Raw genomic sequence first — 25,413 nt, 5'->3', positions numbered from 1 at the left:
TTCCGGGGAGACGGGGGGCCGCCTGCGATCCACAGAAGGACACTCTCATGATCGGTACACCTCGTAAGGCGCTCGCAGAAGCGATCGCCACGTTCCTCTTCGTCCTCGCCATCATCGCCGCGGTGAACAGCGGAAGCCCGCTCACCCCGCTCGCGATCGGCTTCACGTTGATGGTGCTCGTGTACTCCACGGGCCACATCTCCGGCGCCCACCTCAACCCGGCGGTCTCGCTGGGCGTGTTCCTGCGCGGCGGGCTCAGCGTCGCCGACTTCGTCTCCTACCTCGTCGCGCAGTTCGCCGGCGGGGCGCTCGCCGCTCTCGTGGCTCTCGCCGTCTGGCCGGCGGGGGAGAAGGCGATGGTCATCGAGGTCGGCCCGGCGTTCCTCGTCGAGGCGCTGTTCACCCTGATCCTCGTCTGGGTCGTGCTGAACTCCGCCACCTCGAAGGACACGGCGGGCAACTCGTTCTACGGACTCGCGATCGGTGCGACCGTCTTCGTCGGTGCGGCGACGGTCGGCTCCATCTCGGGTGGCGGATTCAACCCCGCGGTGGCGCTCGGCCTCTCGGTCAGCGGGCACTTCGCGTGGAGCTCCCTTTGGCTCTACATCGTGGCTCCCGCGGCCGGTGCGATCATCGCGGCGCTGCTGTTCCGGGTGCTCAACGCCGACGACGCGCGGAAGATCGCTGCGGACGCCGAGTAGACACGATCGACGGAGCGCCGCATCCTTCCGGGGTGCGGCGCTTCGTCGTGTCGTCAGGGGCGGCGCCGACCCCGCCGCCGCAGCGCGGCCGACGCGACGGCGACGATCGTGCCGACGAGGACGCCGATGATCGTCTCCAGGACGCGATCGGTCAGCAGGTCGGCGACCGGGGTGGGTGCGGCCAGGTGCACCATCAGGAGGGCCAGCGGAGTGACGAACACCATGGCGATGCCGTAGTTGCGGCCGATGAACAGTTCCGCCGTCCCCTGCAGGACCACCACGACAGCGATCACGGCGAGAGGCGGCATGTCGAGAGCGAGGATCCCGGCGGCCACCAGCACGCCGAGCAGCGTGCCGACGAGGCGCTGGATGCCGCGGATCACGCGGGCGTTGAGCTGCGCGCCGCTGACTGCCGCCACCGCGCCGACCGCCGCCCAGTACCAGTGAGTGCCGCCGAGGAGCAGGCCCACGACTCCGGCACCGACGATCGCGACGGCGACCGAGGCGGCCATCTCGGCGGCGACCGGGCCCACGGACGGGCGCCGTCGCGGCGGCGCCTCCGCCGTGCTCCGGGTGACCACGGCGACGAGGACGGTGAGTGCGAGGCCGAAGAGCACGCTCGCCCCGCCGACGAGCAGGACCGCGCCGAAGGAGGCGCCGGTGGCGGGGATGGTCGCGCATGCGCCGGTCGCGAAGACCGTGAACAGCGGACCGGGCGGGTGCCACTGCAGGACGTAGGCGAGGAGCGTCACGGCCGCCGCGACCAGTGCGACGACGAGGATGCTCAGCACGGCGGGGGCGGCGAGGACCGACAGCGCCGTGCCGATCAGCATCGCGCCGAGCAGCACGCCTCCGGCACTCGCCTGCATGCGGATCCGGTCGCGGAAGACGTCGTGCCGGCCGTAGAGCGCGGCGAAGGCGCCGAAGCTCGCGTAGATGCTGAGGTCGAGCCGGCCGACGGCCCACAGCACGAGCAGCGGGACGGCGACGCTCACCGCGGCGCGCAGGGCCACCCGGTGATCGCCGCGGTGCGGGCCGACGCGCAGGACCCCCGTCCACACCCGTCCCTGCGATTCCGTCACCGATCAAGCCTACGTCCGTCGCCCGGCACCGATGTGCGAGGGTGGAGGAGATGACCACTCCGCCTCCGCCGCGCCGCACCCTCCTCGTCGGCTTCGGGAAACTCGGCGCCCGGCTCGCGCCGCTGCTCCTCGGGGACGGAGGCGCCGTCGTGGCACTCCGCCGCAGTGCCGGAGCGGTTCCGGACGGTGTGCAGGCGCTCTCCGCCGACCTCGCCGTCCCGCTCACGGGTCCGCTGCCCGAGGTCGACGCGATGGTGGTGACGCTGCCACCCGGGCCGGACGTGTCGTTGTACCGCACGGCGCTCTCGCACCTCGCGGCGGCGTTGCCGTCCCCGCCCGCGCGGACGCTCTTCGTCTCGTCGACCGGGGTGTTCGACGGCGCCGGTGGCGCCGAGCCGGTGACCGAGCGGGTCGAGCCGGTGCCCACCACGGGTCGCGGCCGCGGTCTGCGCGACGGAGAGCGCGCGGCCGTCGAGCTCTTCGACGCCGTGGTCGTGCGCCCCGCCGGCATCTACGGTCCCGGGCGTGAGTTCCTCCTCCGGAAGGTCAGGGAGGGGGCTCCGGTGGCCCACCGTCGCCGCACGAACCGGATCCACGAGATCGACCTGGTGCGCGCTCTCGACCTGCTGCTGCGGACGCCGGAGCCCCCGGCGCTCGTGCACGCCGTCGATGCGGCACCCGCTCCTCTGGGAGACGTCATGACCTTCCTCGCCGACCGCCTCGGTCTGCCGGTACCGCCCGACGACGGCAGTGCGCCGAGCGGCTTCGTCTACGACGGCACGCTCTTGCGTTCGGTTCTCGGGGACCTCGCGTACCCGACGTACGAGGACGGGTACACGGAGATGATCGCGGCGCGAGGTCCGTGGCCTGCACGTCTTCACGGAACCACTCCATCTGGCGAGCCAGGGCGCGCGGATCGCTCGTCGTTGTGATCTCCTCCTCGACGTCGGCTCAGCCAGCGCCGGTCCACGGCTGTTCCTGCCAGCTCCGACCTTCGGGGATCCCGGCGAACTCTCCCCCTCGGTCCAGAGCTGCACACGTCGCTGACCGTCGAACTCATAGACCGTCGCGAGGGTCTCGCTCTCGTAGACCTTCCATCGAGGATCCTCGCGCTGCTCGGCTGTGAGCTACTCCGGTTCAACCTCTGACGCGGAGGTCCTACCGAGGTCCGTAGTGTCGCCTGCCGGCGTCAGCACATCTTCGAATGATCCGGCGGGGTGGGCCAGTACCTCTTTGATGCGCTCGAGGACCTGCTCCATGTGAGCAGGTGCGGGGCTCTTCGCCGCCGGCCCTCCACGTGATGCAGGACATCCATCAGAGTGTCCAGGTCCTCCAACTGGAGCGAGTCACCCTCGATGTGGTCATAGGTCCAGGGCACACGGTCCACCAGGGTTGCCCGCTGTTCCTCAGCCCAGGGGATGCCGGGAGCAGATTCGACAGGGTTGCCCGTCGAGCTCTCGGCGATGTGGTCAGTCATCGTCGTCGCCTCTCACTCTCGCATCACGCCGGCGCGCGACCAAGGGGTCCCCACCCTCGTCGATGAACGGAATCGACGCGTAGCAGCGGGGGTTAGTTGAGCCGGGGACCGTTCGCCTCGGAACCGAAGGGCCCCGTGACCGGCTCGGTTCTCGGGTGGGGCTGCGTGGGCCGCTGCGGGTCTGCGGCCCGTTCCGTAGCGACGCGCACCGCTCGGATCGTCGAAGGGACCTCCGCCGCGTCATGGGTGGCGCGGATGGCCTCTGGCGCTGCTTAGCCGAGGCGCCTCATGGTGGGTTCGCAAGTCGGGCGTCGCATCGGGGACTTGGGACATCATCACAGCCGCCGACAGGCACTCTCTCGCCCAGCGCTGTTCTTCGTGCGCCGTCAACGTGCTCGGCAGCCCTCCGGCGTCGATAGCGCGACGTGTCTCCTGCGAGGCGACGGGTGCAGTGTCCGGGGAGACGGAGCGATCGTAGAGCACGGGCTGTGACCGGGTGCTCACCGCGATGTGGTCGACGATGCCGGCAGCGACGAGCTGCTCGACAGTCCTCCTAGGAAGCGCGACACCGCGCCGAGAAGAGATACCGCGCCAGAAACCGCGAGAGCTCGCACCTCCACGCGGTACCCGCTGTCGCGAAACGCGCGAATCGTCGCGTCGACGACGCCCAGCTGACGCATCGTCGTCTCCAAGATCACGCTGCGCCTCGCCCGGCGGAGATGGGCGGCGGCCATCCCTACCCAGGGTCTTGATAGAAGATCATCCGTTCTCAGAGCAGTGGTGGTCGGTCAGTCCGAGCAGTCGACCGGCTGACGCGGGACACGCACGAGCAGGATGCGCTTTCGTCGGCGGGCGGCGATCCTCATTCCCGGAACGCAGCGCATGTAGATCCGCGCGAGACGCTCATCCTTCGTGTGCGCGTAGACGATGATCTGACGGGCGTCTGCGACGGTCGTCAGCGCGTCGCGTACGTGGAGACGAAGCCGGTGGCCTTCGAGGGTTGCGCCGGGGCGGATCACGTGATCGGCGAGGTACCAGCCGCGCGGCGTGGAGACGATCGCGAGGCGAGCATCGGGAGTGGCGTACGTGCAGCGTTCCATGCGCGCCCACTGGAGAGCGAAAGCCATCAGCAAGGTGGCTGCCAGCACGAGTACGGCAACCCCCAGCAGCACCCACCAGGGAGCACCCGAGAGCGCCACGGCGACCACGACGAAACACAGAGTCAGGACAATCAGCAGGATGCTGGTGTACCGCAGCGGCTGATAGCTCATCGTCCACACAGCCGCCTGATAGGACTGCAGCAGCGTCTCCCAGCGCGTCCCCGCGACGGCTGGCGGAATCCGTACGTTGCGTTTACCCACTCGGTGTCACGCCCGGATGAGCGACGCGTTCAGGAACTCTGCAAACTTGCGCACGACGGCCTCATCGTCGTCCAGATCCGGAAGTGGTTCGCCATCAACATTCACCGGGGCGAAGTACACGGGGCGCTCGAACTCGATCAGCTCCAAGCGCAGAACGCGCTTCGAGGACACGGCGTTGTTCGGACGGCCCTTCTCCGACGCCACGCGCGTGATGTGGTCGGTGTTGACGAGGCTGTGTTCACCAATGACGGCCTCACGAAGAGTGATGAATGCCAACGGAACTCCTTGAACTAGGTGATGGTGATGCGAAACGTGCAAGCAGCAGCCATGAGCGCCGCATCGCTGGTGTCAATCTCAGTCTCGCGTGAAGCACGGACACCCGGGTACCCTCGGGAAGCCAGAAAGCTCGGCACTAGCTTGCCCGTGCTTGCTCGGGACCTGCACGCCTCGACCGTTTCGGTGCGACTGTCCGTCAGCTGGTCTAGAATGTACGCAGAAGCAATACCCCTCCAAAACTGCGTAGCAGTGGAGGGTGCACTACCCCGACTGCGTAGCAGCGGGATACCCGCGTAGCGGGTATCGATGAGATCCCAAGCCGGCGGGACCGGCCCCCTGTCTCATCGGCGGAGAGGCCCTAAGCCGGCGGGACCGGCACCCTGTCTCCCCGCAGGTGGTCTGCGCTCGCGCCGTCATCTCCCGTCCTCCCCGTGGGTCCGGGCTAGGTGTCCGCTGAGTCGATCGCAGATTGCGGATCAGTCCGCCCACCAAAAGCCCAAGCTGACCTTGTCTTTCCTGACCGGCGCCGGGCGACGGGGCGCTAGTGCCAGTTCGGAGACACGGTGTCTGACTACCTCTCGCAGCTCCTCGACGCCGCGCCGCCCGCATCGGTCGTCGCCCTGGTCGCGGTCAGCGCCCACTATTGCCTCAAAGTGCTCCTCGCGATCATGGCAACCTTCGGACGGGGCGAACGCCGGAAGAACGCCGAGCGCGTGCTGAAACTCTTGGTGCGACCAAAACGACCCCGGGGTTCATAGAGTTCGATCGTCCGTCGACGCCACGCGCCGTGCTTGGCTGCCTCCAGCACCGATCCCGCTTGTGATCGCTTGTCGCCGGTAGGCAGAGCGCATCGCGCCAGGATTGCCCATCGCCGGGCAACATTCACCGTGGCCCCAGTCGTTCCCAGCCCCTCTTGGATAGAACAAATATACGAATCTCAAGCGGTTGCTGAATCTCCGATATCGAGTATTATGTCAGCTCACAGAGCGGGGCAATGGCGTGCGGTCCAGGCCATGGAGAGGTCCAGGGTTCGTTGGCCCGAACCCCTCCATGGTTACAGCCCGCGGTCGGCGGCGATCACGTGCACCCTGAGGGTGTCCCCCTCGACTGCCCAGTACACGGTGAGGTCCGTCCCCGGGACCTTGGTCCCATAGAGCTTCCGGGTGGACACGAACTCGGACCACGGGGCGCGCCGCGCGTACTCCGGGTCCTCGAGGATGCGTTCGATGACATCCCACAACTGGTTGTAACTGTGGTCGTCGAGGGTGTCTTCGGCGCCCTGCGCCACCAAGGTGAATGAAACTTCCATACGACAAGGATACCATGGGTTTTACCCCCCTAGGGGCAAAACCCACCGAACCCCGAATGCCCAACTACCCTAAACTCGTGCTACATTTGAATCACTAGCTGAGAGCAGCTAGGAGAGAACGCGGCCCGGAGCCGCGGAAAGTGACATTAAAGGGGACCGACCAGATCATGACACTCGTGCATTCAGATGCCCGGGGCCGTCTCAGCCTTGGGAAGATCGTCCAGGCTGATCGCGACTACCGGGTGACCACCAGCCCGCACGGCACCGTCACGCTCGAACCAGTGACGGTGATCTCCGACTACGAGGCAAAGGTCCTCGCGAACAAGCCACTCGTTGAGGCACTGGATATCGCCGCCGCTCAGGTTGAGCGAGGCGAGGTCCACACCGTGACCCGACGCCGGCGACTCACACCAGCCTGACAATGTTCAGGAACGCACAAGGGCCCGTGACGATTGTCACGGGCCCTTGTGCGTGTCCGGTGGGGGAGCCGTGCTTGATCACTTAGGCCGAATTTTTGAGCTCGCGAGCTGGGGCTGGCAGAGGTCCGCCAACCGCTCCAAAGGACGGACCGGTGATAAATGCCCTGATGGAAGAACTCGCTTAGGGCTTCTGGGCTCCCGGATTCTCCCCAGCGAGGTGTGCACGACCCGATGCCGGCGATCCTCAGCCCGACACCTGGGACGCATGACTCATCCCGTCCTCAGCGCCTCGGTTGTCAGAGCTGATTGAACTCGTCGAGGTAGTCGGGGGGCATGGAGTCCACGAGGTTTCGTAAGTCCATTTCGTTGATGAAGGGTGCAGCAGTGACGCCGACCCACCTATGTGTCGCGGCTGACCAGGCTTCGATCGCCTCCGAAACGACAAAACCGACGAGGCGTGCGTACGTGTCTGGTCCAGCCCATGTGCTCGCCAGGTGATTCATCTCGCCATGCACGATTCCTGACATACCGGAATAAGCCGAAGCGATCGACGGGATCTCGTCGTTGAGACGCTGCGAGTAGTTGAACGCGGTCTTTGCCCTTCCCCTCCCAACGATCACTTGCGCCACGTCATCGGTTTCCTTGCCCCTCTTATCCATCCTCCGACTGATCTTGATACCGTCCTCGACCAGTGTTTCTATGACTCGATCGCGTAATTCGACGGCCTTCTCCGGGTCGGCTGGCGCGCCCGTATGGATGGAGTGGAACAGCGAGGCGTAGGCGCGTGCGGCCCGCGTGTCAGAGTCTTGGCCGGCCGCGAGAACCCACGACGCGGAAGCGGAGACCTCTGCGATCGCACGCGCGATGGGGGTCGCCGGTACTGGGTAGAACGTCTCGTGCTGCATGAGCAAATGCAGCCCTTCAAGGTGCGACAGTAATGCATTCGCCATCGATTGCGCGTGTTCCAAACGGTAGTCGAAAGCCAGCCGTTGGCTTCCCCGCTGGATGGCTGCTCGGTCGCTCCCGATCACGGTCGTCGCGGGCGCGTTCAGCACCCAACTCCGCATCTTCCCGGTGATGCGTGTGACGTGGGTACGACTCTGTTGCACGATCCGTCGGGTCGAGACGCCCGCCAGCTCGAACCGTCTGCGGCCCTCATCGTCCATGCGTCCATCATGGCGTGCCCGTCGCGGACATTCGGGTCTCGGTCCTTTGGGTGCTGCTCCTGTGGTTGCGGATGGTCGCTGCGGAAGCACGGAGCGGAGTTATCGTCGCGGACAGCGAACCAGCGGAACCGCAGGGAGCCTGCCCGCTCGGATGGCGCGACTTCGCGCTGTACCCACCAGTGTGCCGCGCGGCACGAAGAGAAGCCGCTGGCTCTGGTTACAGTGATCTGCGTGAGTGGTGACGACGCTGAGATCCGCGACCTTCAGAAGGCTCTCTACGGGAGGGACGGCACCGTGACGAGGGAAGGACTCGACCGGCTCGCTTCTCTCAGATCTCCGAGGGAAACCGTTTCAGCTCCAGCTTGCGTTGACGAAGCCGAGGAGGAGCTCGAGAACCCGGTGACCTCTCACAGCGACGAGGAGGGCGGCCGCGCAGTCTGCCCGCCGACGGTCGCGACGGGCTCTTCCGGCTCCTCCAGGAACGCATGGCTGTTGAGTGCTGGTGGCGTCGGGCTTCTGGGGCTCGGCGTGGTTGCAGGCCTAGCGCTGGAGGCGAATGAGCCTACCCAGCCGATTGCGCATGCGGTGCCACCGTCCATCGGGATGCTCAAGGAAGACACGGTCGTCTACTTCGGAGAGGTCGGAGAATCACGAGTGTGGTCGGCGGTCGATCTGGAAGGACGCCGCTGCGTGTTGGCCGCCGCTCCGCCGCCGACCAATGGCGGAGACATGGTCTGCAAGTCAGACGCCTCGACTGTCGCCCTCTCGGTCCCGAGCGGGCGCACAGGCCTCGCAATGGAGTACGCGGTGTCCTTTGACCCTGAAGGCCGCGCCCTTCCGACGCTCACCGTTACTCGCGGGTGAGGTCAATGGTTGACGGGTGCATCAAGATTCTCGATGCACCCGTCAACGTCACGTAGGTTAGCTACGCGTGATCTTCTTGACGGTCACAGGCGACGAGAAGTACTGCGTGTTGCCCGCCGCGGCCCAGACACCATACTGAAGGCTCGAGCCGTACCAGGCGGTCGTTGTGTAGGCGCCCGCGGACAGCTTGATAGCGGGTCCCCACGTTCCGGTGTATGTGCCCGTTCCGCGGAAGCAATACACCGCTTCCTTCGCGCCGGCGGTGACGGTCAGCTTCGCCGGGTTGTCCAGACACTTCATGTCGATCGCGAACGTCGAGATCGGGGCCTCCGACGGCGTCGCTGCGATCTGCACCCCTGTCTCGACGTCGACCAGGATGTCCATCGGGACGTGTGCCTCCGCCGCTTCGGCAAGGAGCTGCTGGACTTCCTCGGGTGACTGCTCCTCTGCCAGCGCGAACAGCTCGTCCCGCTGCTCAAGGTCATTCTGGATGACCCCAGGAATCTGCTCGACGGTGATGCTCCCCTTCGTGGAAGCGGATGCGGGTGCAGCAACAAGCGCGCTGGCGATCAAAGCGGCTGCGACTGCCCCAAGGGCATGACGAATCTTCATCAATCCTCCGGTTGTTTGGCCCCCACACTGGGGCACTGCTCTCAACCTAGAAGCTTGCCAACACCCCTGTCTGTCCCCCATGTGGCCTACACCTCGCGCCATGCGAGCAATGCTTGATGTCGCTCGTGAACACGAGTGCAGTGCCTGCACTGGCTCCTCTCCGAGCTGGTCACGCCCCCGGAGGAACCCACCTTCCTCGCGGGGGTTCTGCGCCCGCTGGCTGGCCAGCAAACAGAAGGCCCCGTCCTCGTCGGAGGACAGGGCCAAGTGCGGGGGAAGGACGAGTAGCTACTCGGCGGGCACGAGAATCACCGTCTTGGTCGTGCCCAAGGCAGTGACTTCGAAGGACAGCTTGCCGTCCTCGTAGTTGAATGTCTTCGTGTCGTCCTGAGAAGCGAGAAGAGCGGAGGCAGTGGCCTCCTCGTCACGCGCAGACTCCCACGCGAAGTCGCCGGCCTCCGTAGGTGCCTCGTAGGTGCCGACCCAGTACACGGAGCGGGAGTCGTCCTCGTCATTGAACCAGTCCACCGAGATGGTGTCTTCGGTGATGGTCGCAATGTGGGATACGTTGTCACCCTCGGCCGTCCAGTCCCCCACCAGGTTGGCGGGTTGCGCCGGCTGTACCGAGCTGGCGTCCAAACCGGAAGACGCATCGGTCGTCGAGCACGCTGTAAGGACAAGTGCAGCGGAGACGAGAGCGGCGGCGGCGAATCTGCGAATGGTCATACCATTCCCCTTTCAGTTTGGCGCCTAGAGCCTATTGGACCGCGCATGCGGCGATGTTGGTGCACCCCCGTTCATTTCGTCCCTCTTCCGGAGGGCTAGCCCGGGCGTCCCTGCCTGCGCTGGCCGAGCGCCGGGGAATACCCGCCGGTCGGCGACTGGTCCCTCCCCTCGAACCATGCGACCCTCGCGTTCGGAGCGGCCGTCGTGATCGCCGTCGCCCTGGTGGGTGTGAATATGGTGTGGGCCGCGATCGCCCTCGCGGCGCTTGTCGCCGCGGGCCGGGTGCTGCAGGGAGTGCAGTATGTGCACGACATCGCACTGGGTGCGACGTTCGGGAGGGTCATCACGGGCGTCATCGTGCTCGCCGCGGTGGGCCTCGCCGCACGGCGTCAGCGTCGCGTGACGCGGAGCTGAGGGCATTCCGGGCGTCCGTCGTCCGGCGTACCGTGGGCGCATGACGAATGCGCAGACGGCCGTCGAGGTCGTCGACTGGCGGCGGCGGGTGTTCGCCCTGTACGAAGCGGTGCGACGGGCCGACTCCCCGGAGGAGGCGCACGAGCTGTGGCGGATCGAGCGCGACGAGCTGCTGCTGCGGCACCCGGCGACGCCCCTCCTTCCGGAGGACAGGGCACCGTTCGAGGGACTCCCGATAGCGCCGTACGACTCCGCCTGGCGGTTCGAGCTTCCGATCCTCGACACCGAACCGGCATCCTTCGAGTTCGCGACCGGGACCGACGGCGTCGTGCCGTTCGAGCGCGTCGGCGTCGTGGAGATCCCTGACGCCGGATCGCTCGACGTGTGGCGGCTCGCCTCCTACGGCGGCGGGCTGTTCGTGCCGGTGCGCGATGCCTCCGCCGGGCAGAGCGGGGGGACGTACGGCGGCGGGCGCTACCTCATCGACACGATCAAGGGTGCCGACCTCGGGGCCGACCCACGCCGCGGCACGATCGTGCTCGACTTCAACTTCGCGTACAACCCGTCGTGCGCCTACGACCCGGCGTGGGCGTGCCCGCTAGCGCCACCCGGCAACGTGCTGACGGTGCCGATTCCGGTTGGAGAGCTCCGATGAGGCCGCTGCGGTACGCGATCAACGTGACACTCGACGGCTGCTGCCATCACGAGGCGGGGCTCCCGCCGGATGAGGAGTCGATGCGCTTCTGGACCGCGGAGCTGGAGCGCGCCGACGCCCTGCTCTACGGCCGGGTGACGTACGACATGATGCGGGCCGCGTGGCGGCGTCCGGAATCCGGGGTCTGGCCGGACTGGATGGAGGAATGGGAGACACCCTTCGCCGAGGTCATCGATGGCATGCCGAAGCACGTGGTGTCGTCGACGCTCGATGCCGTCGACTGGAACGCGGAACTCGTGCGCGGCGACCTCGCCGAGGCCGTGCGGCGGCTGAAGGTGCAGCCGGGGGAGGGCCTGTCGGTCGGCGGGGTGGCCCTGCCCGCGACCCTCGCGGACCTCGGGTTGATCGACGAGTACGTGTTCGTGGTGCATCCGGTCGTCGCGGGGCACGGCCCTCGGCTGCTCGACGGCGTGCACGAGCGTCTTCGGCTCGAACTCGTGGAGCGGCGGGAGTTCCGCTCCGGTGCCGTCATGCAGCGGTATCGTCCGGTGGCCTGAGCGGGTGCACCGGTCTCCACCGTGATCACCTCGCGTCAGCGACGCGTCCGGAGGCAGGTCGCCCCGGCCACCAGATGCGGTCGCCGACGAGCGCGAAGAGTGCCGGCACGACCACGGTCCTGACCACCAGGGTGTCGACGATCACGCCCACGCCGACGATCAGCCCGAGTTGCCCGAGGGTCACCAGCGGCAGGACGCCGAGCGCTGCGAACACGGCGGCGAGGACGATGCCGGCGCTCGTGATCACGCTGCCGGTGTGTGCGACGGCTTCGACCATGCCCACCCGCGTGCCCCGCAGCGCCGCTTCGGTCCGCGCACGGTGGACGAGGAAGATCGTGTAGTCGATGCCGAGGGCGACCAGGAACAGGAAGGCCAGCAGCGGCACCGGGAGATCGAGCGCGTGCTGTCCGAACAGCACGCGACTGAGCCAGGCCCCGGCGCCGATGGCGGCTACGGCGCTCGCCACATTGACGGCGAGCAGCAGCAGCGGGGCGACGAACGACCGCAGCAGGAACACGAGCACCAGGAAGCTCACCGCCAGGACGAGAGGCACCACGACGCCGAGGTCCGCGACGTTTCCGGCACGGGCGTCGAGATCTGTCGCCACCGCGCCGCCGACGACCGCCTCGGCCCCCGGGACAGCGTGCACGGCATCGCGGAGTCCGGTGATCTGGGCGAGGCTCTCCTCGGTGCTGGGCGCATACTCGCTGGTCACCAGGATCTCCGTGAGCTTCTCATCGTCCGTCGTCCCGACAGGAGTGGCGCGGACGATGCCCTCCACGTCGCGCGCCGCAGTGAGGACGGCTTCGGCTTCGCCGCTGTCCGTGACGATGAGGATCGGCTGCGCCTCTCCTGCCGGGAAGTGGTTCGAGAGCACCTCGAGACCCGTCGCGGACTCGGACGGGACCCGGAACTTGTCGACCTGGTCGAGCCCGACGGTCGTCCCGACGAGGCCGATCGTCATCACGGCCAGCAGGGCCGCACCCCCGAGGAGGCTCCCGACCGGCCGGCTCACGACGCGCGTCGCGATCGTCCGCCACACCCCGCCGCGCCGTGCGGCAGCTCCGGGACGAGGGACGAACGGCCAGAACACGTTCCGTCCGCACACCGCCAGCAGGGGAGGCAGCAGGAAGAGGACGGACGCCAGGGCGACCAGCAGGCCGATCGCGGAGGAGACGCCGAGCCCGTGCGTGCCGGGGATCACCGCGAGGACGAGCGTCAAGAGTGCGAGGACGACGGTGAGGTTCGAGGCGAGGATCGCCGGAGCGGTCCGCCGCCACGCGGTGCTGAGCGCCCGGCGATGGCTTGTGGTGGTGGCGAGCTCTTCCCGGTACCTCGAGATCAGGAGGAGGGCGTAGTTGGTCCCGGCGCCGAAGACGAGGACGCTGATGATCCCGGCGTCGAACTGCAGGTCCCACGCGGAACCGGCAGCCGCGGTCAGGCGGCCGGCGAGTCCGTCGGCCAGACCGACGGCGGCGAGCGGCAGCAGCCACAGCACCGGTGACCGGTACGTGACGATGAGGAGTACCGCGACGATCAGGATGGTCACGAGCAGCAGGGTGAAGTCGGCCCCTTCGAAGGAGGCGGCGATATCGGCGCCGAACGCCGGGCCCCCGGTCACGAGCAGGGTCATCCCATCCGGGGCGTGCTCGTCGATGTCGGCGCGGAGCGCCGAGATCACGGCGGCGGTGTCGGTGCTCGTCTGACCGACCGCGATCGGCGTCACCAGAACTGCGGCCTTCTCGTCCTCGCTCACGAGAGGCCCGGTCGGATCCGCGTCCGCGTGCGTGCCGAGCACCGGGAGGAGACTTTCGAGGGCGTCGACGTCCTGTGCCGAGAGCGTCGCGCCGTCGTTGCGCGACGCGACCACGATCACGGACTGGCGATCCGCGTTCGGGAACTCGGCCAGCAGGGCGCTCGCTCGCGCCGACTCCGATCCCGCGGGGGCCTGCTCGTTGCCGGCCGGGGCCTTCGCCGACCCGAACAGGCCGAAGAGAGCCGTCATGATCAGGAGGACCACGCCGAGCATGATCCATGCGCCGCCACGGGAGGTCATCCACTCGGGAAAGCGCCGAAGAGCGCGAGAATGTGCCATACCTGTCACTCCACCAGGAGCGTCGTGCGGCGACATCGTCAAGACGATGGAGGGAAGTCTCCCTCTTTCGATGGATGCCGGCCGGTCAGCGAGGGGGACGCCGAACCGGTCGCGTCGAGGCGAGGATCAGAGATGTGGAGGGGCTGACGGGAATCGAACCCGCGCTGTCTGCTTGGGAAGCAGAAGTTCTACCATTGAACTACAGCCCCGTACCCGCCCGAGAGCAGGTGGAGCAAGCCTACCTGTCGCAGGCCGGATGGCCAAAGCGCGGGTCGCTCGTGACTAGGCTTGTGCCGTGCTTCTCAGCGATCGCGATATCAGAGCAGAACTCGCCTCCGGCCGCGTCGGCCTGGAACCGCATGCGCCGGAGATGATCCAGCCGTCGAGCATCGATGTGCGGCTGGACCGCTACTTCCGCCTGTTCGACAACCACAAGTACCCGTTCATCGATCCCTCGGTCGATCAGCCCGAGCTCACACGGCTGATCGAGGTCGACCCGGACGAGCCCTTCATCCTGCACCCCGGCGAGTTCGCGCTGGGGGCCACGTTCGAGCAGGTCACCCTGCCGGACGACATCGCCGCGCGGCTGGAGGGCAAGTCCTCTCTCGGCCGCCTCGGGCTCATCACCCACTCGACCGCCGGTTTCATCGACCCGGGTTTCTCCGGGCATGTGACCCTGGAGCTCGCGAACGTGGCGACGCTGCCGATCAAGCTGTGGCCCGGCATGAAGATCGGCCAGCTCTGCTTCTTCCGGCTCACCTCGCCGGCGGAGAACCCGTACGGCTCCGGCCCCTACGGCAACCGCTACCAGGGCCAGCGAGGACCGACGGCGTCCCGCTCCTTCCAGAACTTCCACCGCACGGACGTGGGTGTGACCGACATCGGAGCCGTCGGAGGCTGACATGAGCGACGCGAGCGGGACCACCCCCGACGAGCCTAGGGCGCCGTACGAGGCAGTGCCGCCGGACGCTGCGGGACCGGAGATCGCTCCCGCCGATGCGGTGATCCCGTCCGCCGATGACGTGATCCCGCCCCCGCCACCGGAGACGCCGATTCCGGAGGGGCTGCTGGCGGCGCCGGACGCCGAAGGAGATGTGCTTCCGGCCCCGACCCGTCGCTCGGAACGATCCCGTCCGACGCCCGCGATCCTCCAGGGTGAGCAGCCCGCGGCGGCCGCCGAGGACTGGGCGCAGCGGTCGATCGCCCCGGAGGTCCCCGAGACCGGGAGCTACCGGGTGCTCGCCGTCGTGGTCTTCGTCGTGCTGTTCCTGCTGCTCGCGGCGGCCGTGGTGACGCTCGTGGTGCTGATCACCACTGTCGGGCTGCCGTTCGCGGCGGCCGGCCCGGACGCGGGCTTCCTGCCGATCCGGGTGTAGCGCTGCGGAGGGCGGCGGCCCGGTCTGCCGGTGCGGCGTCGGTGGCTGCCCGTCCCGTCGCGGTGCCGAGCGCATCGACGGCGTCGAGCCCTCCGGTCACGAGGGCGACCACCGCATCGAGGGTCGGGTCCGCCGACAGCACTTTCGTATGGCCGAGACCCACGGTGCGGACGAGGCGGGAGCGGCCGCGGTGGGCGGCGTGCAGCCTGAGGGTGTCCTGGTCGGTCATCCGGCGGTCACCCCGATCGTGCACGAGGAGCAGGGCGGTGCCGGCGGGCAGAGGATCCGCGGCCGCATCGTATCGCTCGGCGGCGGAGGCGGAATCGAGGCCGAGTCGGCGGTGGAAGCGGGTGCGGAGCCGTTCCGCGGTGGCGGGGTCGAGGCGGAGGTCGTGCGCGAACTGGGCGAGGAAAGCCTCGGGAGCCGCGGCACCGGCGACGACGGCGACGGTGGGGACCGGGCCGGACGTCCGGGCGACGGTCAGTGCCGCGAGACCCCCGAAGGAGTGGCCGATGAGGGCGGAGAAGGGGCCGTGGGTGTGTTCCAGCTCCTGCGCGGCCTCGACCCAGTCGCGGATGTCGGTCCTCCGCCCACCGGAGGAGCCGTGGGCCGGAGCGTCGAAGGCGACGACCCGGAGCCCCTCGGCGACGAGCTCCCGCACGAGTGGCGCGAACTGCGAGGCGCGGCCACGCCAGCCGTGCAGCAGCAGCACGGTGCGCGGACCCCCGCCCCACGTGTAGGTCGTGACGGGGATGTCGCGCACGAGGATGCTCCCGCGGCGGGCGGCCTCATGGGTCGCGGCGTCGGTGGCACGCACGCCCATCCGCGGACGGGTGGAGAAGAACAGTCCGTATGCGAGGTCGCCGGCGAGGCGGGGAGTGACACGTCCCACAGCGGGGAGGGTGCGGACGAGGAGGGTGGACGCGGACGGCATGGGGGCTCCTTCACCGAACTATACGAACGATCATCCGTATAGTAGGCGAACGATCGTTCGTATACTAGGGCTATGACGGACACGGTGATGCAGGACGGTCGGCGGGCGCGGGGCGACGCCTCCCGCCGCATCGTGCTGGAGAGTGCGACCGACCTCGCCTCCGTCGAGGGGTTGGACGGCGTGACGATCGGGCGCCTCGCCGCGGCCTCGGGGTCGAGCAAGAGCAGCATCGCGACGCTGTTCCAGAGCAAGGAGGGCCTGCAGCTCGCGACGGTCGCCGCCGCTCGGGACATCTTCGTCGCGCGGATCATCGAGCCTGCCCGCGCCCAGCCGAGAGGAGCGCATCGCCTGGCCGCGCTCCTCCACAATGCCTTGGTCTACTCGAAGGACCGCGTCTTCACGGGCGGCTGCTTCTTCGCGGCGACTGCGGCGGACGTCGACTCCAAGCCCGGCCCCGTGAGCGATGCCGTGCGGGCAGCCCTCGTCGACTGGTACGGGTACATCGAGGCCCAGCTGCGGTTCGCCGCGGCGGAGGGCGAGGTCGACGCGGCCGACGTCGAGGTCCTGGCGTTCGAGCTCGTCGCCCTCAATGAGCAGGCCAACGCGCGGTCGCTCCTCCTGCGGAGCGACAAGCCGTACGGGCTCGCGGCGGCCGCCATGCGCGCACGCCTCCGTGACGCCGGTGCCCCCGACACCGCCCTCGCCCTCCTCGCCCTCTAGCCCCATCCCGCGGCCGGGGCCCCATTCCCCCTGCGGGATCACGAACGCCCCGCAATCCCGCTTCGAAGGGCCGTTTCTGAACCCGTCCGACCGTCGGTCTGCCCCCTTCGCGTGCGGGATGAGAATCGGGCCCCGAGATCCGTCGGAAGGGGCGTTTCTGATCCCCGTTCGACGGTCGGGCCCTGCCGTCTTGCGTGCGGGGTGAGAAATGGGCCGCGAGGCGCGACGGAGGGGCCGTTCCTGATCCACGCACGTGCCTTCCCTGTACTTGTCGCCTCGGGTCCTTGCGCATGCACCGGGCGCCTCGTCCCCGCCCCTCCCGCGCCGCCTGCCTGGATCACCGGGCGGGGTCGAGAACGTGCCGCTGAGGCGTTCGGGAGGGGCGATTCTGATCTCGTCCGGGGAGGGGTGCTCGCGTCGCCGAGGTGTGGGATCAAGAATGTGCCCCGGAACGGCTTGGGAGGCGCGACTCTGATCCCGTCTCGGCTCAGGGCGCTTCGCCCGCGTCCTCACCTCGGGTCGCACTGGGGTGCGGGTGGGGGATCGGGAAAGTGCCGCGGGGGCGCTCGGGAGGCGCGGAAGTGATCCCGGTTCCGGTTTCGCGAAGCGCAAAGCGCCTCACCCGGGAGTCGGGTGAGGCGCTTGAGGGGGACGGTCAGGCGGCGTGGCCGCGGCGGAATCCGGCGTCGAAGCCGCGCTCGAATGCGCGCTCCGCCATCCGCTGCGCCCGATGGCCGTGGCCGTGGCCGTGGCCGTGGCCGCGATGCGCGTGACCGTGATCGCGGTGTGCGTGACCGTCGTGGTGACCGCGTCCGCGGTACCCGCCGTCCTCCTCGCCATCGTGACGGTCGAAGCCGTGCCGGGGCTCGAAGTCCCCGTGTCCGAAGCCGTGCCCGGCACCGAAGCCGCGCCGGGGCTCGAAGTCCCCGGGTCCGAAGCCGTGTCCGGGTCCGAAGCCGTGCCCGTGCCCGTGCCGGCGGCCGAAGCCGTGCCGGGGGCCGAAGCCGAACCCGGGACGCCGCTTCCGGGGGAGAGGAGTCTCCTCGTCCCAGTCGAAGGCGCGAGCGATCTTCTCGAGTGCGGCGAGGGTCGTCGCCATCTCCTCGTCGGAGACGGCGCCGGCGACCTTCGCGCGGATGCTGTCGACGGCGGCGCCGAGGCGTTCCTTCGCCGCGCGGCCTTCCCCAGTGAGTGTCCACCCGTCGCCGTCCGCTTCGACCCAGCCGCGGTCGACGAGGTCGTGCAGCTTGTGCGGGTTCAGCGGGCGGCGCGAGGGCGCCGAGCCGTCGACGACGTTCAGCAACCGCCAGTCGCGACGGGTCGCGCCCTCCGCGGCGAAGGCGGTGGCGAATTCCTGGGCCATCAGGCGATCCACGGCCTTGAGCCAGTAGCCGAACGGACGGGAGCTGTTGTCAGAGGTGTTGTCTGTCGTGGTGTTCATGGTGATCCTTCATGGTCTGTGGTGCACCGATGACGGATGTCATCCGACATATCAATGTCAGTGTGCATGTGCATGCAGTGTGACATGGATGGGAGACGCATGTCAAGCTGCATGTAAAATCGGGGCATGGCCACCGATCCGATCGACCCCGCGTCCCCCGACGCCGCCGAAGCGATCGCGCAGGCGCTCTCCCGACTGCGCGGACGCCGCCCCGGACCCGGCGGTCGCGAGCACGGCGGGCCGCACGGTGCACACGGTCACGGCCCTCACGGCGACCCGCACGAGCACTTCGCTCACCATCGTGGTCACCCGGGGATGCCGCCCTGGATGGCCGACGGCGGCCGCCTCGGCGGACCGGCCCGTCTCCGCATGCTCGAGGCGCTCGCCGCCGCGCCGGAGCCCCTGAGCGTGAGCGCGCTCGGGCAGGCGATCGGCGTGGATCAGCCGCGGGCGTCCCGGCTCGTGCAGCAGGGCGTGCAGGCCGGGTTCGTGCGGCGCGAGGCCGATCCGGACGACGCCCGCCGCACCCGCATCGCGTTGACCGAGGAGGGCCGGCGGCTCGCCCGCGGGATGCGGGGGGAACGCCGCGAGATGCTCGGCCGCGCGCTGGAGTCCTTCACCGAGGAGGAGCGCACCGAGCTCGCGCGGCTGCTCACCAAGCTCGCCGACAACTGGCGCGCCTGACCGGCCTCACACCCGAGCGAAATCCAGCGAGGTCTCGTCGTCCACCGAAAGCGACAGCACGACGGTCTCGACAGCATCGTGGGCCTCGATCCGCCGCTCCACCTCCCGCAGCCGCCGGGCCACGTCGTGCTCGCGCGCATCGCCCGCGAGGTCGACCTCGGCGACGAGGAACAGGCGATTCGGCCCCACGTACTCGATGTGCAGGTAGGTGACCCGCTCGATCTCGTCCATGCCGAGGAGGGCCGTGCCCACCCGCGAGCGCAGTGCGGGGGACACCGACGTGCCCACGAGGAACGCGATGTTCCGCCCGATCAGGATCACGGCGACGACGCCGAGCAGGATCCCGACGAGGATCGACCCGATCGCATCCCACGCGGCGACGCCGGTGAGCTGGTGCAGGAGGATCGATCCGCCCGCCAGCACGAGGCCGATGAGGGCGGCGGAGTCCTCGAAGAACACCGCCCGGAGCGTGGTGTCGCTCGTCTCGAGCACGAAGTCCCACGTGGAGGACCCGCGTTCCTTGGCCAGCCGACGGGAGCGGACCATCGCCTGCGTGAACGACGCCCCCTCCAGCACGAAGGCGATGCCCAGCACGACATAGGCGACGACCGGGCTCTCCACGGGGCCGGTGTCGGACAACTCCTGGATCCCGTGCATGATCGACACGATCGAACCGGCGGTGAAGATGCCGAACGCGGCGATGAGAGACCAGACGAACGCGTTGCGGCCGTAGCCGAGCGGATGCCGGGCGTCCTTGGTCTTCGCGCCGCGCCGGTCGGCGATGAGCAGGAAGATCTCGTTCCCCGCGTCGGCCCAGGAGTGCGCGGCCTCCGCGACCATCGACGCGGACGAGGTGATGACGGCGGCGACCGTCTTCGCGATCGCGACGAGGATGTTGGCGAGGAAGGCGAGGACGACGGTCACCGGGTCAGGCTACTCCCGCCGGCCCCGCTCTTTCGCCGGGCACAGCTTCGGAGCCCCGCCGCGACTCGCCGCCGTCAGGGCCCGACGGCCGGCGTGTCGGCTCCGAGGTCCGAAGTCGTGCACGGAGCGGACTCAGCGCGGTGCCTTCACGGGCAGCAGGAGGAGGAACCCGATGATGAGCACGATGACGATGACGATGCCGAGGATGCCGTAGGCGGTCTGACTCGTGGCGACGATCAGCACGGTCCAGGCGGCCGAGGCCATCCAGCTCGCCGCCCTGCCCGTCGTGGCGTAGAGGCCGAAGATCTCGCCTTCCCGTCCGGCCGGTGTGACGCGGGCGAGGAAGGACCGTGCCGCTGCCTGCGCCGGTCCCACGAAGGCGCAGAGCACGAGGCCGCCGATCCAGAACACGAGGGACCCGGCGTCGCGCAGCAGGAACACCGCGAGTCCGGCGACGATCATCGACCCGATCGAGCCGAGGATGATCCGCTTGGGGCCGAGGCGGTCGTCGAGGCGTCCGGCGATGATGGTCGAGACACCGGCGACGAGGTTCGCGGCGATGCCGAAGACGATGATGTCCTGGGTGCCGAACCGGAACACCGCGGTGCCGATGATGGCGCCGAACGCGAAGACGCCGCCGAGACCGTCGCGGAACACGGCGCTGGCGAGCAGGTACCAGAACGTCGACCGGGTTTGCGGGTCGCGGTAGAGGCCGATCACGTCCTGCACGAGCACGGCGTACGAACGGAAGAACCCGACCTTGCGCTCCGGCCGCCCGAGGGACGGCTCCGGCACGTTGAGGAAGATCGGGATGCTGAAGACGATCGCCCAGACGGCGCATCCCACCGCGATGAGCCGGTACGCGAGGCCGTTGTCGGTGGACATCCCGAACCAGTCGAAGGTGTCCAGCAGGACGACGATGACGAGGGCGATGATGCCGCCGAGGTAGCCGAAGCCCCAGCCGAGTCCGGAGATGCGGCCGACGTTCTTCGGGTTCGCGATGCCGATGAGCATGGCGTTGGAGTTCACCGCGGCGATCTCGCCGAACACGGAGCCGGCGGAGATCAGCGCGACGCCGAGCCAGAACAGGGCCGGCTGCGGCTCCACGAACCACAGCCCCAGCATGCAGAGGATGAGGGCGCCGGTGCCGATGCCCAGCCAGAGCTTCTGTCGTCCGGCCGCATCCGCGCGCTGACCGAGGACGGGGGCGAGCAGGAGGATGCCGAGGGCGGCGATCGTCGAACCCAGTCCGAGACCGGAGGCGAGGTCAGCCTCCGCGGCGACGCGGACCGGGTCGCTCGGGTCGAGGGCGGCGACCTCCGGCGGCAGGAATGAGGCGCTGACGAGGTACAGCGCGGTGAAGACGAACGTGAGGATGACGGTGTTGAACGGCTGCGTCGCCCAATCCCACAGCGCCCAGGAGTACACCTGTTTGCGGGGTGCGGGGGTGTCTCCGCGCAGTTCGAGTCCGACGACGGCAACGGCGCCGCTGTTCGCTGTCGCCACGGGCTCGGGGGCGCCCGCGGCGGGATCGGGTGAGGTCATGCTCGAAGTCTGGCCGCGGACGGTGAACGCCCGGTGACGGCGCGCCGTCGGCGTCGGGCGACCGGGGCGTTCAGAGGGCGGGGCCGCGGCGGATCCGGACGGGGCCCCGGGCGTCGGCGATGCTCACCTGCTCGCCCTTCTGCGTGACCACGACCACCTCGCGGGACGCCAGGTCGGCGGCGACGCGGCGCACGTCGGGCATCCGGTCGCGCCACTCCGCGCCGCCGACCGCGCGGGCGACGTCGCTCGGGCAGATCGACGAGTCCGCGCGTTTCCGGGTGAGGGCGCGCATCGTCGCGGCGATCCGCTCCTCGGCCTGCGCCGCGGAGGGCTCCTCCCACCACGGGGCACCCCGCTCGCCGAGGGCGGTCTTCGCATCCTGCACGCGACGGCGGGCGTCGGGCTCCGCCGCCTTGACCGCGCGCCGTGCGGCCATGAGCTCGTCGACGAGCTCCTGCCGCAGGTTCTCGGGGATCGACGGATCGGTGGCGCGCCACCGACGGCCGTTCACGACGATGTGGTGTCCGTCCGCGGTGGGCGCGGGGCCGTCGTCCGTCATACCGGCTATCCTGCGCGGCGGCCGCGGGCGCCGCCATCCCCTTGACGTCCGCGCGGCTGCCGGTCAGCGGTAGAGGAGGTCGGCGTCGACGAGCCCCGGCCAGTCCGGCACCGCGAGCGACTCCGGTTCGTCCCACTCGCCCGCCGTGATCCGGCGGAAGGCGCCCTCGACCCCGAAAAGCTTCTCCAGCGGGGACCAGTCGGACTCCCCGGGCATCGGCACCAGCGCCCGCTCGGCCAGGGCCTCGGGGTAGAGGGTGGCGAGCAGGGACAGCAGGCGGACGCCGGTGTGCACCGGCCGGAAGGCGACCGGGTCGGTCACGTGCAGGAGGAGTCCCTGGCAGGCCTCGCCGGCGTGATCCCGCACCAGAGGGGTGAAGCCGTAGGGGGAGGCGGTGACGCCGGGAAGGGCGAGCTCGACGAACGCGGTCGTGTACTCCTCGGCGTCGATGAACGGGGCGCCGACGACGCGGAAGGGCACGGCCGTGCTGCGACCCTCGGAGACGTTCACGCCCTCGGCCAGACACGTGCCGGGGTACAGGAGGGCGGTCGCGGCGCTGGGCAGGTTCGGCGAGGGCGGCATCCAGGTCAGCTCCTGCCGGCCGAGGGCGGTCTGATCGCGCGTCCAGCCCTGCACCTCGACGACGTGCAGCTCCACATCGATCCCGCGCGTGCGCACCCAGTGCCGCGCGAGCTCGCCGATCGTCAGACCATGGCGGACGGGCATCGTCCACCGTCCGACGAGCGAGTTCGCCGCCTCGTCGAGCATCGGGCCCTCGGCCTGCTCCAGGCGTCCGCCGAGCGGATTCGGGCGGTCGAGCACCATCACGGCGACGCCCGCGTCGGCGCACGCCTCGAGCACATGGCTCATCGTCCAGATGTACGTGTAGAAACGCGCACCCACGTCGGGAAGGTCGACGAGCACGACGTCGAGGTCGGCGAGGTCGGCGGCCGCGGGACGCACGTCCGCGCCGTAGAGGCTGCGCACCGGGAGCCCGGTCAGCGTGTCCCGCAGATCCCCGATCAGCTCTCCCTCCCTGGCCCGGCCGTCCAGGCCGTGCTCGGGGCCGAAGAGGAGCGTGAGCGGGAAGCCGGCGTCGGCGAGGCCTGCGCGTCCACGGGCGAGGGTCGAGGTGAGGGCCAGGTCGTTCGTGACCATCCCGAGGCGGGCGCCCCGGAGGCGGTCCCGCTGCGGCTGCGTCAGGTCGTCGTGGAGGAGGCGGTCGATTCCGAGCTGCATGATCAATCGATTCTGTGAGCGGTGACGGCGTCGTGCGTGCGCTGGAGGTTCGCGGAGATCCGGTCGTAGTCGGCCTGGGCGATGCGCGTGTAGAGGAAGTCGAGGACGGCGAGCTGGGCGATGCGGCTGGCCATCGCGCCGGAGCGGAAGGTCGACTCCGACACCGCCGTGACGAGGGTGTGCGCGCACGCGCGGGCGAGCGGCGAGCGCGGGTTGTTGGTGATGGCGATGGTGGTGGCGCCGGCGGCGGCGGCCACCTCGGCCGCCTGCACGATCTCCAGGGTGCGGCCGGAGTGCGAGATGGCGATCGCGGCGTCCCGATCGTCCAGGAGCGCGGCGCCGGTGAGAGCGAGGTGGTGGTCGGTCCGCGCCTGGGCGACGAGGCCGGCGCGATGGAGCTTCTGCTCGAGGTCCTGCGCGGCGAGTCCGCTGGAGGCCGCGCCGTAGATGTCGATGCGACGCGCGCCGCGGACCACGGCGACGCACCGCTCCAGCTCGGCGATGTCGAGCTGGCGGGCGGTGCGCTCGATGGCCTCGGCCTCCGCGAAGGCGATCTTGCGCACCGTGGTCGCGGCGTCGTCGTGACGGCTCACATCGCCGGCGGACACCTGGAAGCGCTCGCGCTCGGACGCGCTCCGCGTGAGCTCTCCGGCCAGGGCGATCCGCAGGTCGGGGTACCCGGGGAACCCGAGGCTGCGGGTGAAGCGGGCGACGCTGGCGACCGACACCCCGCACTCCTCGGCGAGTCGGGTGATGGAGTTCTCCAGGACCGCCTGCGGTTCGGCGAGCACGCGTTCGGCGATGCGGCGTTCCGTGGGGGTGAGCGCGGAGAGGCGCTGATGGATGGCTGTCACGACACTGTTCGGCACGAGCCCATGATGGCAGGTCGGGTGCACACTCGGTAGGAATTTTCAGAAACGCTTGCATTTTTGTAAGAGATTGCCCACAGTGGCAGTGTCGGCATCGTCCCCGTGCCGCGACGAAGACGTCACCCGAGAGGAACACCATGCGAAACCGCCCCGTCCGCCTCGCTCTCACCGGAGGGATCCTGGTCGCCGGACTCGCCGTCGCCGGCTGCGCGCCCGCAGCCTCGAGCGGCGAAGGCCAGGATGATGTCACCCTGACCATTTGGTCCTGGCAGGCCTCGTCGTCCCCGAAGTGGGAGGCCGTCTTCGACGCCTACGAAGAGTCCCACCCCGGCGTCACCATCGAGTTCGAGGGCTTCCAGCCCACCGAGTACAACCAGATCCTCGCCACCGGCCTCGAGGGCAGCGACGGTCCGGACATCGCGATGCTGCGCGCCTATGGCGGGGTGCAGTCGGCGATCCAGTCGGAGCAGATCGTGCCGATCGACGACATCGTCGACGGTCTCGACCAGTTCGACCCCACGGTCCTGCGCGCGGCCCAGGGCAAGGACGACGGCAAGACCTACGGCGTCCCCTTCGCGTACCAGACCATGCAGATGTTCTACAACAAGACCATGTTCGACGAGATGGGCCTCGAGGAGCCCACCGACTGGGACGAGTTCATCGAGCTGCAGGAGACCCTCCTCGAGGAGGGCGTCACCCCCATGGCGCTCGGCGCCCGCGAGGACTGGGTCCTGCCGATGTTCCACGACATCGTCGGGTCGGCGCACTACGGCGGTGCGGACTTCGAGGAGAAGGTGCTCGCCGGCGACGTCGACTTCACCGACCCCGCCTACGTGTCCTCTCTGCAGATCGTGCAGGACATGCAGAAGTACCTCGACAAGAACGTCAACGCGATCGCCGTCGCCGACGCCGTCCTGCAGTTCACCTCGGGCCAGGCCGCGCAGTGGCCCGGCGGCTCGTTCGACCTGCCCACGTTCCAGAGCTCCGCGCCCGACACCGAGTGGGGCGTCTACGAGGTCCCGCCGTCCCCCGACAGCGCGCTCGACCACGCGGTCACCCCGGGCTACGCGGACGGCAGCTTCGGCATCAACGCGGCCAGCGAGAACCAGGAGGCGGCCACCGAGCTGCTCAACTGGATGACGACGAAGGAGTTCGGCCAGCTCGTCGCCGACGAGGTCGACCAGTTCTCCGCGCTCCCCGGGGTGGAGTACTCCGACCCGCTCATGAAGGAGATGAACGAGCAGTACACCGCCAACCCGGCTCCGTACCTGCTGCTCGTCGACTTCCGTTACGGCGACCCGACCGGCACCGCGGTGCTCGGCCCGGACATCCAGGCCATGTTCCTCGGTCAGAAGACCCCGGAGCAGCTGGGTGCCGACCTGCAGTCGGGCATCTCCACCTGGTTCAC

Annotated in this window: 30 protein-coding genes and 1 tRNA gene; 13 read left to right on the top strand and 18 right to left on the bottom strand. The window is 69.1% G+C overall.

Features of this window, described 5'->3' with window-relative positions; all coding sequences use genetic code 11:
* The first annotated feature begins 47 nt into the window (after positions 1-47).
* Entirely contained in the window at positions 48-701 is a 654-nt protein-coding gene (locus tag M4D53_RS05495) for an MIP/aquaporin family protein (RefSeq protein ID WP_187662677.1), read from the top strand.
* A gap of 53 nt (positions 702-754) precedes the next feature.
* Here the strand turns inward: M4D53_RS05495 and M4D53_RS05490 are convergent, their stop codons facing one another.
* A complete protein-coding gene (locus M4D53_RS05490) occupies positions 755-1,783 on the bottom strand; it encodes an FUSC family protein (protein WP_259952524.1) in 1,029 nt (342 codons plus the stop codon).
* A gap of 50 nt (positions 1,784-1,833) precedes the next feature.
* Here M4D53_RS05490 and M4D53_RS05485 point away from each other — a divergent pair, with 50 nt between their 5' ends.
* Positions 1,834-2,715, top strand: coding sequence for a Rossmann-fold NAD(P)-binding domain-containing protein (locus tag M4D53_RS05485; protein WP_259952522.1), 882 nt, complete (start codon positions 1,834-1,836; stop codon positions 2,713-2,715).
* A gap of 257 nt (positions 2,716-2,972) precedes the next feature.
* Here the strand turns inward: M4D53_RS05485 and M4D53_RS05480 are convergent, their stop codons facing one another.
* The 4 genes from M4D53_RS05480 to M4D53_RS05465 form a co-directional block, all read right to left on the bottom strand.
* The gene (locus M4D53_RS05480) at positions 2,973-3,260 is read right to left on the bottom strand and encodes a hypothetical protein (RefSeq protein ID WP_259952521.1); all 288 of its coding nucleotides are present in this window, start codon (positions 3,258-3,260) and stop codon (positions 2,973-2,975) included.
* 500 nt (positions 3,261-3,760) lie between these two features.
* Positions 3,761-4,033 carry a zeta toxin family protein gene (locus M4D53_RS05475; protein WP_259952716.1) on the bottom strand — a complete coding sequence of 91 codons (273 nt, stop codon included), beginning with the start codon at positions 4,031-4,033 and terminating at the stop codon, positions 3,761-3,763.
* Positions 4,034-4,048: 15 nt separating this feature from the next.
* Positions 4,049-4,621 carry a hypothetical protein gene (locus M4D53_RS05470; protein WP_259952514.1) on the bottom strand — a complete coding sequence of 191 codons (573 nt, stop codon included), beginning with the start codon at positions 4,619-4,621 and terminating at the stop codon, positions 4,049-4,051.
* Between the two features lie 6 nt (positions 4,622-4,627).
* The gene (locus M4D53_RS05465; protein ID WP_259952513.1) at positions 4,628-4,897 is read right to left on the bottom strand and encodes a hypothetical protein; all 270 of its coding nucleotides are present in this window, start codon (positions 4,895-4,897) and stop codon (positions 4,628-4,630) included.
* Between the two features lie 563 nt (positions 4,898-5,460).
* On the opposite strand from M4D53_RS05465, the gene M4D53_RS05460 reads away from it, so the two are divergent.
* Positions 5,461-5,655 (top strand): hypothetical protein, encoded by a 195-nt coding sequence (locus M4D53_RS05460; protein WP_259952512.1) that lies wholly within the window; start codon positions 5,461-5,463, stop codon positions 5,653-5,655.
* Positions 5,656-5,951: 296 nt separating this feature from the next.
* Here the strand turns inward: M4D53_RS05460 and M4D53_RS05455 are convergent, their stop codons facing one another.
* A complete protein-coding gene (locus tag M4D53_RS05455; RefSeq protein ID WP_259952507.1) occupies positions 5,952-6,206 on the bottom strand; it encodes a hypothetical protein in 255 nt (84 codons plus the stop codon).
* A gap of 167 nt (positions 6,207-6,373) precedes the next feature.
* Here M4D53_RS05455 and M4D53_RS05450 point away from each other — a divergent pair, with 167 nt between their 5' ends.
* Positions 6,374-6,625, top strand: a complete 252-nt coding sequence (locus tag M4D53_RS05450) for a hypothetical protein (protein ID WP_259952506.1) — start codon at positions 6,374-6,376, stop codon at positions 6,623-6,625.
* Positions 6,626-6,921: 296 nt separating this feature from the next.
* Here the strand turns inward: M4D53_RS05450 and M4D53_RS05445 are convergent, their stop codons facing one another.
* Complete coding sequence (locus tag M4D53_RS05445) at positions 6,922-7,791, bottom strand: hypothetical protein (protein WP_259952504.1); 870 nt, start codon at positions 7,789-7,791, stop codon at positions 6,922-6,924.
* Between the two features lie 231 nt (positions 7,792-8,022).
* Between M4D53_RS05445 and M4D53_RS05440 the strand changes: the two genes are divergently transcribed.
* On the top strand, positions 8,023-8,655 hold the full coding sequence (locus M4D53_RS05440) for a hypothetical protein (RefSeq protein WP_259952503.1): 633 nt from the start codon (positions 8,023-8,025) through the stop codon (positions 8,653-8,655).
* A gap of 57 nt (positions 8,656-8,712) precedes the next feature.
* Here the strand turns inward: M4D53_RS05440 and M4D53_RS05435 are convergent, their stop codons facing one another.
* On the bottom strand, positions 8,713-9,267 hold the full coding sequence (locus M4D53_RS05435) for a hypothetical protein (protein WP_259952502.1): 555 nt from the start codon (positions 9,265-9,267) through the stop codon (positions 8,713-8,715).
* 288 nt (positions 9,268-9,555) lie between these two features.
* Positions 9,556-9,993: a hypothetical protein gene (locus M4D53_RS05430; RefSeq protein WP_259952501.1), complete on the bottom strand. Its 438-nt coding sequence runs from the start codon at positions 9,991-9,993 to the stop codon at positions 9,556-9,558.
* A 114-nt stretch (positions 9,994-10,107) separates the two neighbouring features.
* Between M4D53_RS05430 and M4D53_RS05425 the strand changes: the two genes are divergently transcribed.
* The 3 genes from M4D53_RS05425 to M4D53_RS05415 are packed head-to-tail and all read left to right on the top strand — an operon-like array spanning position 10,108 to position 11,619.
* Entirely contained in the window at positions 10,108-10,407 is a 300-nt protein-coding gene (locus tag M4D53_RS05425) for a phosphatase PAP2 family protein (RefSeq protein ID WP_259952715.1), read from the top strand.
* Positions 10,408-10,447: 40 nt separating this feature from the next.
* On the top strand, positions 10,448-11,062 hold the full coding sequence (locus tag M4D53_RS05420; RefSeq protein WP_259952500.1) for a DUF1684 domain-containing protein: 615 nt from the start codon (positions 10,448-10,450) through the stop codon (positions 11,060-11,062).
* Complete coding sequence (locus M4D53_RS05415; protein ID WP_259952491.1) at positions 11,059-11,619, top strand: dihydrofolate reductase family protein; 561 nt, start codon at positions 11,059-11,061, stop codon at positions 11,617-11,619. Before M4D53_RS05420 ends, M4D53_RS05415 begins: the two co-directional genes overlap by 4 nt.
* A gap of 25 nt (positions 11,620-11,644) precedes the next feature.
* On the opposite strand, the gene M4D53_RS05410 is transcribed toward M4D53_RS05415, so the two are convergent.
* Both M4D53_RS05410 and M4D53_RS05405 read right to left on the bottom strand, forming a co-directional pair.
* The gene (locus tag M4D53_RS05410; protein WP_259952490.1) at positions 11,645-13,675 is read right to left on the bottom strand and encodes an MMPL family transporter; all 2,031 of its coding nucleotides are present in this window, start codon (positions 13,673-13,675) and stop codon (positions 11,645-11,647) included.
* 174 nt (positions 13,676-13,849) lie between these two features.
* Positions 13,850-13,923, bottom strand: a tRNA-Gly gene (locus tag M4D53_RS05405).
* 86 nt (positions 13,924-14,009) lie between these two features.
* On the opposite strand from M4D53_RS05405, the gene dcd reads away from it, so the two are divergent.
* Positions 14,010-14,615 (top strand): dCTP deaminase, encoded by a 606-nt coding sequence (dcd, locus tag M4D53_RS05400; protein WP_025102697.1) that lies wholly within the window; start codon positions 14,010-14,012, stop codon positions 14,613-14,615.
* Between the two features lies 1 nt (position 14,616).
* The gene (locus M4D53_RS05395) at positions 14,617-15,090 is read left to right on the top strand and encodes a hypothetical protein (RefSeq protein WP_259952489.1); all 474 of its coding nucleotides are present in this window, start codon (positions 14,617-14,619) and stop codon (positions 15,088-15,090) included.
* On the opposite strand, the gene M4D53_RS05390 is transcribed toward M4D53_RS05395, so the two are convergent.
* On the bottom strand, positions 15,023-16,024 hold the full coding sequence (locus M4D53_RS05390; RefSeq protein WP_259952488.1) for an alpha/beta hydrolase: 1,002 nt from the start codon (positions 16,022-16,024) through the stop codon (positions 15,023-15,025). The two genes, M4D53_RS05395 and M4D53_RS05390, sit on opposite strands and share 68 nt — an antisense overlap.
* Positions 16,025-16,096: 72 nt before the next feature.
* Here M4D53_RS05390 and M4D53_RS05385 point away from each other — a divergent pair, with 72 nt between their 5' ends.
* Complete coding sequence (locus tag M4D53_RS05385; RefSeq protein WP_259952486.1) at positions 16,097-16,744, top strand: TetR family transcriptional regulator C-terminal domain-containing protein; 648 nt, start codon at positions 16,097-16,099, stop codon at positions 16,742-16,744.
* A gap of 655 nt (positions 16,745-17,399) precedes the next feature.
* Here the strand turns inward: M4D53_RS05385 and M4D53_RS05380 are convergent.
* On the bottom strand, positions 17,400-18,185 hold the full coding sequence (locus M4D53_RS05380; protein WP_259952484.1) for a winged helix DNA-binding protein: 786 nt from the start codon (positions 18,183-18,185) through the stop codon (positions 17,400-17,402).
* 126 nt (positions 18,186-18,311) lie between these two features.
* Between M4D53_RS05380 and M4D53_RS05375 the strand changes: the two genes are divergently transcribed.
* The gene (locus M4D53_RS05375; RefSeq protein WP_232089121.1) at positions 18,312-18,869 is read left to right on the top strand and encodes a MarR family winged helix-turn-helix transcriptional regulator; all 558 of its coding nucleotides are present in this window, start codon (positions 18,312-18,314) and stop codon (positions 18,867-18,869) included.
* 6 nt (positions 18,870-18,875) lie between these two features.
* Here M4D53_RS05375 and M4D53_RS05370 read toward each other — a convergent pair whose 3' ends face one another.
* The 5 genes from M4D53_RS05370 to M4D53_RS05350 all read right to left on the bottom strand — a co-directional run bounded on the left by M4D53_RS05370 (position 18,876) and on the right by M4D53_RS05350 (position 24,005).
* A complete protein-coding gene (locus M4D53_RS05370) occupies positions 18,876-19,793 on the bottom strand; it encodes a cation diffusion facilitator family transporter (protein ID WP_187662667.1) in 918 nt (305 codons plus the stop codon).
* A 132-nt stretch (positions 19,794-19,925) separates the two neighbouring features.
* Positions 19,926-21,338 (bottom strand): MFS transporter, encoded by a 1,413-nt coding sequence (locus M4D53_RS05365; protein ID WP_259952478.1) that lies wholly within the window; start codon positions 21,336-21,338, stop codon positions 19,926-19,928.
* A gap of 70 nt (positions 21,339-21,408) precedes the next feature.
* Complete coding sequence (locus tag M4D53_RS05360; protein ID WP_259952476.1) at positions 21,409-21,897, bottom strand: DUF3253 domain-containing protein; 489 nt, start codon at positions 21,895-21,897, stop codon at positions 21,409-21,411.
* A gap of 63 nt (positions 21,898-21,960) precedes the next feature.
* Positions 21,961-23,136 (bottom strand): exo-beta-N-acetylmuramidase NamZ family protein, encoded by a 1,176-nt coding sequence (locus M4D53_RS05355; RefSeq protein WP_259952474.1) that lies wholly within the window; start codon positions 23,134-23,136, stop codon positions 21,961-21,963.
* Positions 23,137-23,138: 2 nt separating this feature from the next.
* Positions 23,139-24,005: a MurR/RpiR family transcriptional regulator gene (locus M4D53_RS05350; protein ID WP_029989136.1), complete on the bottom strand. Its 867-nt coding sequence runs from the start codon at positions 24,003-24,005 to the stop codon at positions 23,139-23,141.
* Positions 24,006-24,142: 137 nt separating this feature from the next.
* Between M4D53_RS05350 and M4D53_RS05345 the strand changes: the two genes are divergently transcribed.
* On the top strand, positions 24,143-25,413 hold a 1,271-nt coding region (locus M4D53_RS05345), incomplete at its 3' end, for an ABC transporter substrate-binding protein (protein WP_259952473.1).

Origin of the sequence: Microbacterium meiriae, assembly GCF_025143875.1 — a bacterium.
GTDB classification, from domain to species: domain Bacteria; phylum Actinomycetota; class Actinomycetes; order Actinomycetales; family Microbacteriaceae; genus Microbacterium; species Microbacterium meiriae.
This window is presented reverse-complemented; position numbering and strand designations above follow the sequence as displayed.